The following is a 12,029-nucleotide window of genomic DNA, read 5'->3' on the forward strand; positions in this document are numbered from 1 at the left end:
ACCGATGTCAGTTTCCGCGGATGCGGTCGCACAGTTGGGACAGGTGAATGACGTTGATAGCCGACACCGATGACCGGGTCGTCTCGCTGGCTCGCGGCATGCGCGAGCTGGTGCGCGCCGAGGCCGCCGATTCCGAGCGGGCGCGCACCCTGACGCCGGCGATCGTCGACCAGATGTGGGCCAGCGGGCTGATGTCGGCCTTCAACCCGGCCGCGGCCGGCGGTGTGGAGCCGTCGTTCACCGAGATGATCGAGACGTGGATCGAAATGGCTTGGCAGGACGGGTCTTTCGGTTGGGTCGGCATCGCCAACCTGCCGTCCTCGTTCGCCGCCGCAGCGTATCTGCCCGACGAAGGCTTCGCCGAGGTGTTCACCGCGCACGACAACCGCGTCACGATGGGCGGCCAATTCTTCCCCAACGGACAAGGATCCGCGGTCGACGGCGGTTACCTGGTGAGCGGGTCGTGGAGCTTCGGCTCGGGCACCGGTCACTCGCAATACATCGCGGCCGGCTTCCTGCCCATGGACGACGGCGAGATGCGTTGGATCAGTGAAGGCTTTCCCGAGATGCGGGTCGCGGTGATTCCCCGCGATCAGATCAGCTTCAACGACGGCTGGTTCGTGCAGGGGCTCAAGGGAACCGGGTCGTATGACTACAGCGCCCAAGAGGTGTTCGTGCCGGCGAGCCGCACCTTCGAGCTGTTCACGCGGCAGCCGTATCGCGGCTCGTCGCCGGCCGCCCGGATGGGGCTGATGCCGGTCACCGCGGCCGGCCACGCGTCCTGGGCGCTGGGGGTGGCCAAGAGCATGCTCGACGACGTCCAGGAGCTGGCGGCGACGAAGTTCCGGATGAGCGACATGGCGTCGCTCGCCAGCCGGCCCACCTTTCAGAAGGGGCTGGCGCACCACCGTGCGGCCTGGCGCGCCGCTCGCCTGCTGGTGCTCGACGCGTTCACCACCGCCGAGGCCGCGGTCGCGTCGGGGGTGGACCTGACACCCGCGCTGCGCGCGGACATGCGGGTGGCGGCGGTCTACGCGACCGACACGGCCCGCGCCTGCGCCGAGTGGGCGCATCTGGTCGCGGGCACCAGCTCGATCCGGGAGGGCAGCCGCCTGGAGCGCGCTTTCCGCGACATCTACACCGGCACGCAGCACGCCTTCATCAGCGAGAAGGTGGCCATCGACGTCGCGCAGATCTGGCTCGGGATCATCGACGACCAGCCGGGTCTGTGAGGCGCTGACGCCGCCGGCTACACCAGGCGTTGGCCCGGGAGCTCGACGCCGGAGTCGTCGCGCTCGGGCTCGTCGTTCTGCCCCGTCAGCGACGAGGCGAGACCCGGCCCGGCGGCGCCGCCGGCCGACGCGCCCTGGGCCAGCGAGCCCAGCGAACTCAACGGGGCGGCACCGGCGCCCAGCAACGTCGAAGCGGCGCTGGCGGCGGCGGGCATCGCGGCCGGACCCGGCACCATCGGGGAAGTGGTCGGCACCGTCGGCGAAGTGCTCGGCACCGTCGGTGCCGGGCCGGCGACCGGCCCTCCCTCGACCAGGTTGGCGAGGGGCTGCGTGCGGGGAGCCGAGCCGCCCGCCCCGGGCAGCACCTCCGCGCGCAGCAGTCCACCGCCGCCCGTGGGCCCGACGAAGGTCTGGCCGGCGATGCGGGCGCCTGCCGAATCCAACGTGCCCGCCGTCTCCCCGTCGACCTGGGCGTACATGCGGGCGATGTCGGTCAAGGCGACCCCGGTGCGGGCCATCTCCTCCTGGGCCGCGGTGTTCAGCGCCAGCATCGCGGCGCCCTCCGCGGCGAAGGCCGCCACGGCCTGAATCGAGACCTCGTCGGCTCCAGCCGGAGCCAGCGCGGTCACCGCCACCGACGCGGCGGCGCCGGAAGCCAAACCCTGGGTTGCGATTTCGACCACCTGCAGCCCGATGGCGCCGGCGGCCGGGTCATGTGTCATGGGTTCCATGTGCGTGCTGCTCCTGTGCGAGCGTCGAGCGCCGGCACGTCGGGGGCCAGCTGCGCTGGGCGGTGCATCAAGTCTAAGGGCGCCGGCGGCGTGCCGCCCACACTTTCTCGCGGAGCATCCCGGCGCCGTCCCGTGGGAGCGTGGGTGCAAAAGACCGAAATCGTCGCCCACCGTCGGTCGTCCCCTACTATCAGCCCATGCGCGGCTCCAAAATCCTGATCACCGGCCCGACCGGTCAAATCGCGACCCCCATCGCACGGGCGCTCGCGGCCGACAACGAGGTGTGGGGCATCGCCCGCTTCACCGACGCGGCGGCGCGCGAGAACCTGGAGAAGTCGGGTGTCCGCTGCCAGACGGTCAACCTGGCGGCCGGCGAGTTCGCCGACCTGCCAAACGATTTCGAGTACGTCCTCAACCTGGCGGTGGCCAAGAGCGGAAACTGGGACAAGGATCTCGCCGCCAACGCCGAGTCGGTGGGCCTGCTCATGGCGCACTGCCGCGGCGCGAAGGCGTTCCTGCACTGTTCTTCCGCCGCCGTCTACGACCCGCCGGACGACGACCCGCGAGCCGAGGACGCCGCCCTGGGCGACAACCACAAGTGCCTGTTTCCCACTTACTCCATCTCCAAGATCGCCGGCGAGGTCGTCGCCCGATCGATGGCGCGGGCCCTCGGGGTGCCCACCACCGTCGCCCGGCTCAACGTTCCCTACGGCGACAACGGCGGGTGGCCGTTCTACCACATGGAGATGATGTTGGCGGGCATCCCGATCCCGGTCCCACCCGGTGAGGCCGCCCGCTACAACCCGATCCACGAGGACGACATCATCGCGACCATCCCGAAGCTGCTGGAGGTGGCATCGGTTCCGGCCACGACGGTGAACTGGTGCGGTGACCAGACGGTCAGCATCCAGGAGTGGTGTGGCTATCTCGGTTCGCTGGTGGGCAAGGAGCCGGTCTTCGAAGTCAGCGGGCAAGCGCTGCGCGGCAATCCGACGAGCAGCGACCGGATGCACGAACTGATCGGCGGCACCAGCATCGACTGGCGTGACGGCCTGCGCCGGATGGCGGCCAAGTTCCATCCAGAGCTGGTCGGCGCCTAGGAAACACCTAGGCCTTACCGGTGCGCCGCGGATCCGACCGTCAGCGCCTGCGCAATCTGGCGCTGCTCCGACGCGTTCGCGACCGGATCGACCGCGAGTACGCGCGGCCGCTGGACGTGGAGGCGCTCGCCCGTGACGTGCACATGTCCGCGGGCCACCTGAGTCGCGAGTTCCGCCGGGCGTACGGCGAATCGCCCTACTCCTACCTGATGACGCGGCGCATCGAGCGCGCAATGGCGCTGCTGCGGCGCGGCAACCTCAGCATCACCGACGTGTGTTTCGCGGTGGGGTGCTCGTCGTTGGGCACCTTCAGCACTCGGTTCACCGAACTGGCCGGCGTGTCACCGAGCGCCTACCGGCGCCGCGCGGTGGACCCGTTGGCGGGGATGCCGCCTTGCGTGGCCAAACAGGTGACCAGACCGGTCAGGAATCGAGAAGCACCGGTCGCCGGGCCGCACCTAGCCTGACGCCATGGACATCACCATTCACTCGAGCTTCCTGCCGCACGACGACCCCGAATCCTCGCTCGCCTTCTATCGCGACATCCTCGGCTTCGAGGTCCGCCTGGACGTCGGCAAGGGCGAAATGCGCTGGATCACCGTCGGACCCCCGAACCAGCCCGACACGTCCGTCGTGCTGAACCCGCCGGCCGCCAACCCGGGCCTTACCGACGACGAGCGGCGCACGATCGCCGAGATGATGGCCAAGGGGAGCTACGCCATGTTGCTGTTGGCGACCAAAGACCTCGACCGCACCTTCGGGCAACTGCAGGCCAACGACGTCGACATCGTTCAGGAACCGACGGAACAGCCGTACGGATTGCGCGATTGCGCCGTCCGCGATCCCGCCGGCAACCTGATCCGGATCCAACAGCTGCGCTGAACGCCGGCCGGGTGATCGCCGGCGCCTAGCCGTTTCCGCGCCCACCGGCCGGGGTCCCATCCGTGAACGCGGCCCTTGACCGCGCCGCACGCCCAATGCTAAGCAAGTGCTCAGCATCAGAGCGACAGTGGCGCGGGCCCCGACGGCCCGCGAGATGAGAGGGGCCAGATGGCGCTGCAGACGGTATTGGACGACCTCCGAAGGCGACCGGGAACGGGTGACGTCATCGCGGTGATCGACCCCGCCACCGAGGAGACGATCACCGAGTTCACCGATTGCGGCGAAGCGGCGGTCGACGACGCCGCCGCGCGGGCGAGGGCTTCCTTCGAGGCGGGCGTCTGGTCCCAGCTCCCGGGCCGCGAGCGGGCCAAGGTGATGTGGCGCATCGCCGATCTGATCGACGAACACGCCGACGAGTTCGCCCACCTCGATTCGCTCAACACCGGCATGCCGTTGCTGCAGGCGCAGTTGCAGATGTCCACCTGCTCGGAGTTCTTCCGCTACTACGCGGGCTGGTGTTCCAAGCTCAACGGCGTCGCCTACGACGTGAAGACCGACGGCATCGCGACCGACGCCTTCGTCAGCATGCACGCCTACACCCTCAAGGAGCCCTTCGGCGTGGTGGGGCTGATCTTCCCGTGGAACGGGCCGATCTTCAATGCCAGCGCAAAGCTCGCGCCCGCGCTCGCGGCCGGCTGCAGCATGCTGGTCAAGCCCGCCGAGGAGACCCCGCTGTCGGCGCTGTTGCTGGACAGGCTGGTCCACCAGGCCGGCGTTCCCGAGGGTGTGGTCAACCTGCTCACCGGCTACGGCCACACCGCCGGTGCCGCCATCACCGCGCATCCCGACGTCGAGAAGGTGGCGTTCACCGGCTCGACCGAGGTCGGCAAGGAGATCGTGCGCGCCTCGGCCGGCAATCTCAAGAAGGTCATGCTCGAACTCGGCGGGAAGTCGCCGGTGCTGATCTTCGACGACGCCGACCTGGACAAGGCCATCATGATGGCCTCGCTGGGCATCTTCGTGCACTCCGGGCAGGGATGCGTCTGCGGCTCAAGGATTTTCGTGCAGCGCGGCGTCTACGACCGGGTGGTGGAAGGCATCGCGATGATGGCGAACACCTTCAAGCTGGGCGCGCCGGACGAGGAGGGCTGCGTCAGCGGCCCGTTGATCAGCCAGAAGCAGCTGAACCGTGTGATGGGCTTCATCGACGAGGGCCGCAGCGACGGCGTCGAAGTGGTCACCGGCGGGTACCGCCTGGACCGCAAGGGCTACTTCGTTCACCCGACCGTGCTCACCAACGTCGACCCCGGCATGCGGCTGTATCAGCAGGAGATCTTCGGGCCGGTGGTCAGCGTCCTGCCGTTCGACGACGAAGACGAGGCCGTGGCCATGGCCAACGACACCACCTACGGCTTGGCCGCCACCGCGTGGACCGAGAACCTCGGCCGCGCGCACCGGATCGTCAAGCGGCTGCAGGCCGGCAGCGTCCAGGTCAACTGCCAGTTGGTGTTCGACCACGATGTGCCGTTCGGCGGTTACAAACAGTCCGGCTGGGGCCACGAGTTCGGGCGCGAGGGCATCGAGGCTTACCTGAAGACAAAGTCGGTCTGGGCACAGCTCTAGCGGCCGCCAAGGCGCGAAAGTCCCGAACCCGCGGCGGGTCCGGAACTTTCGCGCTACCGGGGCGGAGTCAAGATCCCTTGGCGTACCGGGTCAGGAACCCGAAGGCCGCGACCGCCGCGACCGCGCCGATCACTCCCCACAGCACCAACTGGAACACCATCGACCCGAAGAGCCAGCCGAAGGTCATCCCGATGTAAAGGGCCCAGATCAGCCGGAAGGCGCTCCACAGCGCGACCGCGCCGGCGCTGAGTCCGATGTAGAGGCTGCGCTGACGGTCGACCCGATTGATCTGTTCTTCGATGCTGGCCGGGACGATCTTCATTTCTGACTTCCTTTCGTGTGGCGCCGCCGGACTGGCGTCGTCGTTGCGCCCAGTACAGACCGCTGAATCGGCTACCGATCCCAACCCACCGCCGCGGCGAAGGCGTGGCACCCCGGGTGGGCCGTCACCTCCCTTGCGGCGCCGGGACGCAGGTGGGTCAATTCAGGGGGCCGCCGCGCGTACCGCTCCGTTCGCGCGGGTACCCGCGGTGGGGCCGCGACGGCCGGTCAGTGCAACGAAGGGGAATGACCTGATGATGAATCCGATCAAGCTCGCCGAGCAGGTCGCCGAAGCGGTCCTGGCCGTGGGCGGCATCCGGGTGGGCACCGAGGAGCCCAAGTACACCCACCGCCCACTGGCCGGCAGCGTCGAGATCCGCAGCTACGGACCGCGGATCGCCGCGGAGACGCTGGTCGACGCCGACGAGAACCGCGCGCGCGACGTCGGGTTCCGACGACTGGCCCGCTACATCTTCGGCGGTAACCGGAGCGACGAATCGATCTCGATGACGGCACCCGTCGGCCAGCGGTCGACCGGAGGCGGTGAGCAGATCGCCATGACCGCACCCGTCGCCCAGTCGGCCGACGCCGAGAACGGCTACGCGATCAGGTTTTTCATGCCGGAGAAGTGGACGATGGAGACCCTGCCCGCGCCCGACGACGATCAGGTCCGCCTGGTCACCGTGCCGCCGGTGACGGTGGCCGTGCTGCGATTCAGCGGCGATCGCAGCCCCCGGGCGGTCGCGTCGCGCACCGAAGAGCTCTTGAAACTGTTACGGGACAAGGGAATCCAGGTTACCGGGAAGGCCGAGGCCTGGTTCTACGACCCGCCCTGGACGCTGCCTATGCGGCGGCGCAACGAGGTCGCGGTTCCGATCGATCCCGCGTCCGCGCCGGCCTAGGGACCCGGCATGGATCGCACTATCGGTCCGTTCGTCGTCGCCGCGGGGATATTCCTTGTGTTGCTGGGCATCCTGGTGTGGGCCGGTGGGCTGTCATGGTTCGGTCGCCTGCCGGGTGACATCAGGATCGAACACGGTAACGTGCGCGTCTTCGTCCCGGTGGTCTCGATGCTGCTGGTGTCGGTCGCGGCGACGCTCGTGCTGTCGCTCGTGCGTTTCCTGTTTCGGCGCTGAGCCGCGCCGCGGCGCGCGTCCGGTGCGTCGCCGGTTACGGTTTGGCGTGATGAATCATCGCGACGACGGGAAAGTGGACGCCGGGCTGTTGACCGGTGTCTCGGAGACGGCGCTGCTCACGCTCTACGGCAGGGCATACCAGGCCGGACGGCCGGATCCGATCATCGACGATCCGATGGCCGTCAGCCTGGTGCAGGCCCTCGACTTCGACTTCGAAAAGTTCGGGCGCAGGGGCCAGGAGATGGCGCTGCGCTCGCTGGCCGTCGACCGGTGCGCGATCGACTACCTCGCCGCGCACCCCAGGGCGACCGTCGTCGCGCTCGCCGAAGGCCTCCAGACGTCCTTCTGGCGCCTTGGCCGCGCCCTGCCCGACGCACAATTCCGCTGGCTCTCGGTGGATTTGCCGCCCGTCGTCGACCTGCGGCGGCGCCTGCTGCCGCGATCCCCGCGGATCACGGATCTCGCGCAGTCCGCCCTCGACTACAGCTGGATCGATCAGGTCGACGCGGGCGACGGCGTGTTCGTCACCGCCGAAGGGCTGCTGATGTACCTGCAACCCGCCCAGGCGTTGGGGCTGATCGCCCAGTGCGCCAAGCGGTTTCCCGGGGGCCAGATGTTCTTCGACCTACCGCCGACGATCGTCAAGAAGGTCGCGCGAAGGGGACTGCGTTCGTCCAAGCGCTACCGGGTGCCGCCGATGCCGTTCAGCCTCTCGGTGCGGCAACTGGCGAAGCTGGCCGACACCGTGCCCGGGATCCGGGCGGTGCACGATGTACCGATGCCCGCGGGACGGGGCCTGTTCTTCGGAACGCTGTACCCCGCGTTCTGGCGTTTCCCACCGGTGAAGCCGTATCGCGGCGTCTTCGCCCTACTCGAATTCGGCTCAGTCAGCCGACCTTGACCACCAGCTTGCCGACGTTCTTGCCGTCGAAGAGCATGTTGATCGCCGTCGGCAATTGCTCGAAGCCCTCGACGACCGTTTCGAGCGGCGTGAGCTTTCCGGCCTCGATCAGACCGGCGATCTCCGTCATCGCTTCCGGCGCGCGCCCGAAGTGGTCGAGCACGATGAAGCCCCGCAGCGTGGCGCGCTGGATGAGCAGATTTCCGAACGCCCGCGGGCCCGGCGGGGGATCGGCCGCGTTGTAGCCGGAAATCAGGCCGCACAGCGCCACGCGCGCACCGATGTTGAGGCGCGCGAAGATCGCGTCCATCAGATCGCCGCCGACGTTTTCGAAGTCGACGTCGATGCCGTTCGGCGTCGCCGCCGCCAGCTGTGCGGCCCAGTCGTCGGCGCGGTGGTCCACGGCCGCGTCGAAGCCGAGCTGCTCGGTGAGCAGCGCGCATTTCTCGGGCCCACCGGCGATCCCTACGACGCGAGCCCCGTCGGCCTTGGCGAGCTGGCCGGCGACCGAGCCGACCGCGCCCGCCGCTGCGGAGACGACGACCGTCTCACCCGGCTGCGGCTTGCCGATGTCGCGGATCCCGATCCAGGCGGTGAGACCCGTCATCCCCAGCGCACCCAGGTAGGCACTCGGCGAGATGCCTTCGGCCACGTCGACCGGGTTCACCATCGCCGTGTCCGACAGGACGGCGTACTCCTGCCAGCCGAGCAGGCCCTGCACTTTCTGGCCGACCGTGAACCTCGGAGTCTTCGACGCGACGATCTCACCGAGCCCGCCCGCGCGCATGACCTCACCGATCCCCACCGGCGGCAGGTACGACGGCGTGTCGTTGATCCACATGCGGTTGGTGGGGTCGAGCGAGATCCAGTCGACACGCGCGAGCGCCTCGCCGTCGGCGAGCTCCGGAATCGCCTCCTCGTTCAGTTCGAAGGTGTCCGGGCCGATGCGTCCGGTGGGGCGTTGGCGAAGCAGGAAACGACGGTTTCGATCGGCCATATGCGCACCGTACCCTTCAACAAGGGGCCCGCCGAACGAAGGGTTTTGCGCGGTGAACGTGATGTCGCGAATCGTCGCTGTCCCCATCGCCGCGCTGACCCTTGCGGCCCTATCGCCGCCCGGATCGGCCGCCGCGGACCCGCCGCCCACCCAGCAGATCACCGTCATGGCCGTCGGCCCCGATGGCCAACCGATCAACGGTTACCGAGTCGCCCCCGGACCGGGCAACGTCGGCCAGGCCAGCGACTGCAGCACGCCGTCGCCGTCGGCGGTGGCCGACAACGTGTACTCGTGCTCGCCGAGCGCGGCCGGCGCGGGCACCTGTTGGCCCTCGACGCCCGGATCGCTGCTGTGCGTGGACGATCCCTGGGACAGGAGCATGCATCGCGTGACGTATGACCGCCCGCTTCCGCCCGTGACCGCGCCCGCCACCCCGGACCCGTTTGCGCTGACACTCGACGACGGCACCCGCTGCCGGCTCCGGAATGGCGGGGCCTGGGGCTGGCGCGCCGACGGCTACGAGGGCGCCTACTGGTGCGGCGACCCGCACGCGAACCTTTCGGTTCTGTGGCTGCCCAGCCAGGGCGCCGGAAGCTGCATCGACCGCTCGTCGGCGGCGTGGACCGTCAAGGTCGGTCAGCTCGGCACGGGGGAGGCCGGCCTGCCGCCGCCCCAAACGCGGGCGGTGGCGGAAGCGTGGTTCGCGGGAGGCAAGGCCGGTCAATAGGCCGGCGCGGGTGCTGCTATAACCCACGTATGTCAGCCCCCAGGCACACGATCACCCATGTCTCGGACACCGCGCGCTGGACCGCGCTGCACCGGGCGACCGAAACCGCCCGTCCCGACGCGCTGTTCCGCGACCCGCTCGCCGAACGCCTGGCCGGCGAACACGGTCGCGCGATCGTCGAGAACGTTCGCTGGACGGATCGCAGCGGTTTCTGGCTGGTCGCCCGCACCAAGCTCATCGATGACGCCATCGCCGAAGCGCTCGCGAACGGCTGCGACCGGGTGCTGAACCTGGCCGCCGGCCTGGACACCCGGCCCTACCGCTTAGACCTCCCAGCCGATCTCACCTGGATCGAGGCCGATCTGCCCGAGCTGCTCGAGGAGAAGACGCAAGTACTCGCCGATCAGACCCCGCGCTGCCGACTCCGCCGCATGGCGGTTGACCTCGCCGACCCGCAGGCCCGAGACGCGTTCTTCAACGACGCGCTCGAGGGTGCGTCGAAGGCCTTCGTGCTGACTGAGGGTCTGTCGATGTATCTCGAACCCACCGCCATCGCCGGGCTTTCGGGTGCGATCAAGCGGCCCGAAGTCGCGTGGTGGATGCTCGATTTCGCCTTTCCCGGGCTGAAGACGCGAATCAACAAGAACGTCGCCGGAATCTCGGAGAACGCGCCGTTCAAATTCGCACCCGACAACGGGCTGGCCTTTTTCGAAGACCTCGGCTGGCGGACCGTCGAGGCGGAATCGGTGCTGGTGGCCGCCCACCGATTGCACCGCCTACCGATCTGGATGCGCCCGCTTGCCTGGCTGCCTCGACCGGATTTGCGCCGTCCGGGCCGCAGAAGATCCTCGAGTGCGGTCGCCCTGCTGACCCACTGACGGCGGCTTCTACCAGACCCGAATCCAGTCGATCAGCATGTCGGCGGGGTAGCTGCCCGGACCCGGGTCGCCGCCGCCGGACCCGGCCACCGCCAGGTTGAACACCGGATAGACCGTGTAACCCGGGCCGTTGAACGGCCAGTCCGGCAGTGAGCTCGCCGGGACGTCGAAGTAGGGTTGCGCGCCGTCGGCGTAGTCCTTCCAGAATCGGATCCCGGCCTCGTCCCACTGGGTGCGCCAGGTGTGCCAGCCGCTGTCCATCGCGATGTTGTGGGTCTTCCATTCGCCGCCGTTGGCTTTCGCGTGGACGGTGGTCGCCGAGGGCCAGCTGCCGTTGCCGTACCACTCCATGACGTCGATCTCGCCCTGGTCCTCGTTGCCCAGCCAATAGGCGGGCCAGGCGCCGGCGGTCAGACAGTTGAGTTTGATGCGCGCTTCCCAGGTGTGGCCGACGCCGCCGCGCCAGAGGCTTTGCACCTTGCCGCTGAAGTATGTGGGGCCGTCCTTGGCGGCGCGCAGCACGAGGTTGGAGTTGCCATCGAGGAAGACATTGCGACGATCGTCGCGGTACTGGCCGATGTGTTCGGGCTGCTCCCAATACGTGGGGTCTTTGATCGTCTCGCGGGCCTTGGCCACCGCCCACTTCGACGAGTCGGGCGCCGAACCGGCGGCACCGTCGAATTCGTCGTGGAAAACGTAGGCGCCGGTTTGGCCGCTGGGCGCGGCCGGGGCGGGCGGGCGACCTGCTGACCGGTCCCTTCCCGAGGGGTGGGCGCCGGCCTGCGGCGCAGGCAGCGCGGCCGCGAGCACGCCGATCCCGGTCGTCAGCATCATGCGGCGGCGATCCATCTTGGGCATACGCAAGGGACCCTAGCAGCCGGTGCGCGCCGAGCCGAAACGGGAAATGTGTCGGTGCCCGCCGCTAACGTTTCCGATCGCCGCCCGGTTCAGCCCCGGAGGGCGGCGCGGAAGCGGCTCGAGGATTGGTCGAAGAATTCATGGCCAATTCTCAACTTCGTGGGTGGTTTGGTCTCAGGATCGGCCGGGCATTCTGAGATCACAAGCCGATAACCACGAGTGCTGGATTTTGCGGGTTGGAGCGGGAGGAGTTAACGGTCGTGGCTAATACAACGGGAGCGACGGTAATTTTCCTTCAGTCCCATCCGCTATGGACGGCGGCCCAGCGGCACGAACGCGAGCGCAACGAGGCGATGCGGCGCCATCCCGCCTTCCGCGCCCGTCAGCGCGTGGCGGCATCCGGGGGCGAGATCATCCCCCTTATCCGCGATTTCAAGCTCTACCCGAGCACGAACACCCCGGCCTGAATAACTCCTCGGCAAATTGCGCAGCGGCGCCGGCAGCAGCCGCTTCTCGGGGGAAGCTGATCCTGTCCTGAAAACGATCCGATAACTCCGCGTCTGGTCGGGAAGCGCTCCGCTTCTCGACCGTCCGTGGTGGCCCCGGCGGAGGCCCCGCCGCATCCGGATTCCCCCACAAATGC

15 protein-coding genes are annotated in these 12,029 nt (G+C 68.7%); 11 read left to right on the forward strand and 4 right to left on the reverse strand.

Annotated elements, in window-relative coordinates; all coding sequences use genetic code 11:
• Window positions 1–47: 47 nt before the first annotated feature.
• Complete coding sequence (locus HMPREF0591_RS18460) at window positions 48–1,232, forward strand: acyl-CoA dehydrogenase family protein (protein WP_007170160.1); 1,185 nt, start codon at window positions 48–50, stop codon at window positions 1,230–1,232.
• Between the two features lie 17 nt (window positions 1,233–1,249).
• On the opposite strand, the gene HMPREF0591_RS31070 is transcribed toward HMPREF0591_RS18460, so the two are convergent.
• The gene (locus HMPREF0591_RS31070; protein WP_007170161.1) at window positions 1,250–1,963 is read right to left on the reverse strand and encodes a PE family protein; all 714 of its coding nucleotides are present in this window, start codon (window positions 1,961–1,963) and stop codon (window positions 1,250–1,252) included.
• 197 nt (window positions 1,964–2,160) lie between these two features.
• Between HMPREF0591_RS31070 and HMPREF0591_RS18470 the strand changes: the two genes are divergently transcribed.
• From HMPREF0591_RS18470 to HMPREF0591_RS18485, 4 genes are all read left to right on the forward strand, one after another.
• Window positions 2,161–3,063 carry an NAD-dependent epimerase/dehydratase family protein gene (locus HMPREF0591_RS18470; protein WP_040623080.1) on the forward strand — a complete coding sequence of 301 codons (903 nt, stop codon included), beginning with the start codon at window positions 2,161–2,163 and terminating at the stop codon, window positions 3,061–3,063.
• Between the two features lie 20 nt (window positions 3,064–3,083).
• Window positions 3,084–3,530, forward strand: coding sequence for a helix-turn-helix transcriptional regulator (locus tag HMPREF0591_RS18475; protein ID WP_007170163.1), 447 nt, complete (start codon window positions 3,084–3,086; stop codon window positions 3,528–3,530).
• Between the two features lie 4 nt (window positions 3,531–3,534).
• Window positions 3,535–3,945 carry a VOC family protein gene (locus HMPREF0591_RS18480; protein WP_007170164.1) on the forward strand — a complete coding sequence of 137 codons (411 nt, stop codon included), beginning with the start codon at window positions 3,535–3,537 and terminating at the stop codon, window positions 3,943–3,945.
• 168 nt (window positions 3,946–4,113) lie between these two features.
• Window positions 4,114–5,568, forward strand: a complete 1,455-nt coding sequence (locus HMPREF0591_RS18485; protein WP_007170165.1) for an aldehyde dehydrogenase family protein — start codon at window positions 4,114–4,116, stop codon at window positions 5,566–5,568.
• Between the two features lie 67 nt (window positions 5,569–5,635).
• Here HMPREF0591_RS18485 and HMPREF0591_RS18490 read toward each other — a convergent pair whose 3' ends face one another.
• Complete coding sequence (locus HMPREF0591_RS18490; RefSeq protein WP_007170166.1) at window positions 5,636–5,890, reverse strand: hypothetical protein; 255 nt, start codon at window positions 5,888–5,890, stop codon at window positions 5,636–5,638.
• A 253-nt stretch (window positions 5,891–6,143) separates the two neighbouring features.
• Here HMPREF0591_RS18490 and HMPREF0591_RS18495 point away from each other — a divergent pair, with 253 nt between their 5' ends.
• Genes HMPREF0591_RS18495 through HMPREF0591_RS18505 form a run of 3 tightly spaced genes read left to right on the forward strand, consistent with a single transcriptional unit; the run spans window position 6,144 to window position 7,926 of the window.
• The gene (locus HMPREF0591_RS18495) at window positions 6,144–6,791 is read left to right on the forward strand and encodes an SOUL family heme-binding protein (RefSeq protein WP_007170167.1); all 648 of its coding nucleotides are present in this window, start codon (window positions 6,144–6,146) and stop codon (window positions 6,789–6,791) included.
• A gap of 9 nt (window positions 6,792–6,800) precedes the next feature.
• On the forward strand, window positions 6,801–7,025 hold the full coding sequence (locus HMPREF0591_RS18500) for a DUF2905 domain-containing protein (RefSeq protein WP_007170168.1): 225 nt from the start codon (window positions 6,801–6,803) through the stop codon (window positions 7,023–7,025).
• Window positions 7,026–7,074: 49 nt separating this feature from the next.
• Entirely contained in the window at window positions 7,075–7,926 is an 852-nt protein-coding gene (locus HMPREF0591_RS18505; protein ID WP_007170169.1) for a class I SAM-dependent methyltransferase, read from the forward strand.
• On the opposite strand, the gene HMPREF0591_RS18510 is transcribed toward HMPREF0591_RS18505, so the two are convergent.
• Window positions 7,913–8,923: an NADP-dependent oxidoreductase gene (locus tag HMPREF0591_RS18510; protein ID WP_040623082.1), complete on the reverse strand. Its 1,011-nt coding sequence runs from the start codon at window positions 8,921–8,923 to the stop codon at window positions 7,913–7,915. The two genes, HMPREF0591_RS18505 and HMPREF0591_RS18510, sit on opposite strands and share 14 nt — an antisense overlap.
• A gap of 52 nt (window positions 8,924–8,975) precedes the next feature.
• On the opposite strand from HMPREF0591_RS18510, the gene HMPREF0591_RS18515 reads away from it, so the two are divergent.
• Together HMPREF0591_RS18515 and HMPREF0591_RS18520 are read left to right on the forward strand one after the other, a co-directional pair.
• On the forward strand, window positions 8,976–9,650 hold the full coding sequence (locus HMPREF0591_RS18515; RefSeq protein WP_007170171.1) for a hypothetical protein: 675 nt from the start codon (window positions 8,976–8,978) through the stop codon (window positions 9,648–9,650).
• Window positions 9,651–9,679: 29 nt separating this feature from the next.
• Window positions 9,680–10,528 (forward strand): class I SAM-dependent methyltransferase, encoded by an 849-nt coding sequence (locus HMPREF0591_RS18520; protein ID WP_007170172.1) that lies wholly within the window; start codon window positions 9,680–9,682, stop codon window positions 10,526–10,528.
• A gap of 9 nt (window positions 10,529–10,537) precedes the next feature.
• On the opposite strand, the gene HMPREF0591_RS18525 is transcribed toward HMPREF0591_RS18520, so the two are convergent.
• Window positions 10,538–11,386, reverse strand: a complete 849-nt coding sequence (locus HMPREF0591_RS18525) for a glycoside hydrolase family 16 protein (protein WP_007170173.1) — start codon at window positions 11,384–11,386, stop codon at window positions 10,538–10,540.
• A gap of 260 nt (window positions 11,387–11,646) precedes the next feature.
• Here HMPREF0591_RS18525 and HMPREF0591_RS18530 point away from each other — a divergent pair, with 260 nt between their 5' ends.
• Complete coding sequence (locus HMPREF0591_RS18530; RefSeq protein WP_139093922.1) at window positions 11,647–11,853, forward strand: hypothetical protein; 207 nt, start codon at window positions 11,647–11,649, stop codon at window positions 11,851–11,853.
• The last annotated feature ends 176 nt before the right edge of the window (window positions 11,854–12,029 follow it).

The organism is Mycobacterium parascrofulaceum ATCC BAA-614 (assembly GCF_000164135.1).
GTDB classification, from domain to species: domain Bacteria; phylum Actinomycetota; class Actinomycetes; order Mycobacteriales; family Mycobacteriaceae; genus Mycobacterium; species Mycobacterium parascrofulaceum.

Excerpts from the sequence above, each read along its gene's own strand:
- HMPREF0591_RS18460 (WP_007170160.1), top strand. The coding sequence starts at position 48 with ATGACGTTGATAGCCGACACCGATGACCGGGTCGTCTCGCTGGCTCGC.
- HMPREF0591_RS31070 (WP_007170161.1), bottom strand. The coding sequence starts at position 1,963 with ATGGAACCCATGACACATGACCCGGCCGCCGGCGCCATCGGGCTGCAG.
- HMPREF0591_RS18470 (WP_040623080.1), top strand. The coding sequence starts at position 2,161 with ATGCGCGGCTCCAAAATCCTGATCACCGGCCCGACCGGTCAAATCGCG.
- HMPREF0591_RS18480 (WP_007170164.1), top strand. The coding sequence starts at position 3,535 with ATGGACATCACCATTCACTCGAGCTTCCTGCCGCACGACGACCCCGAA.
- HMPREF0591_RS18485 (WP_007170165.1), top strand. The coding sequence starts at position 4,114 with ATGGCGCTGCAGACGGTATTGGACGACCTCCGAAGGCGACCGGGAACG.
- HMPREF0591_RS18490 (WP_007170166.1), bottom strand. The coding sequence starts at position 5,890 with ATGAAGATCGTCCCGGCCAGCATCGAAGAACAGATCAATCGGGTCGAC.
- HMPREF0591_RS18495 (WP_007170167.1), top strand. The coding sequence starts at position 6,144 with ATGATGAATCCGATCAAGCTCGCCGAGCAGGTCGCCGAAGCGGTCCTG.
- HMPREF0591_RS18500 (WP_007170168.1), top strand. The coding sequence starts at position 6,801 with ATGGATCGCACTATCGGTCCGTTCGTCGTCGCCGCGGGGATATTCCTT.
- HMPREF0591_RS18505 (WP_007170169.1), top strand. The coding sequence starts at position 7,075 with ATGAATCATCGCGACGACGGGAAAGTGGACGCCGGGCTGTTGACCGGT.
- HMPREF0591_RS18510 (WP_040623082.1), bottom strand. The coding sequence starts at position 8,923 with ATGGCCGATCGAAACCGTCGTTTCCTGCTTCGCCAACGCCCCACCGGA.
- HMPREF0591_RS18520 (WP_007170172.1), top strand. The coding sequence starts at position 9,680 with ATGTCAGCCCCCAGGCACACGATCACCCATGTCTCGGACACCGCGCGC.
- HMPREF0591_RS18525 (WP_007170173.1), bottom strand. The coding sequence starts at position 11,386 with ATGCCCAAGATGGATCGCCGCCGCATGATGCTGACGACCGGGATCGGC.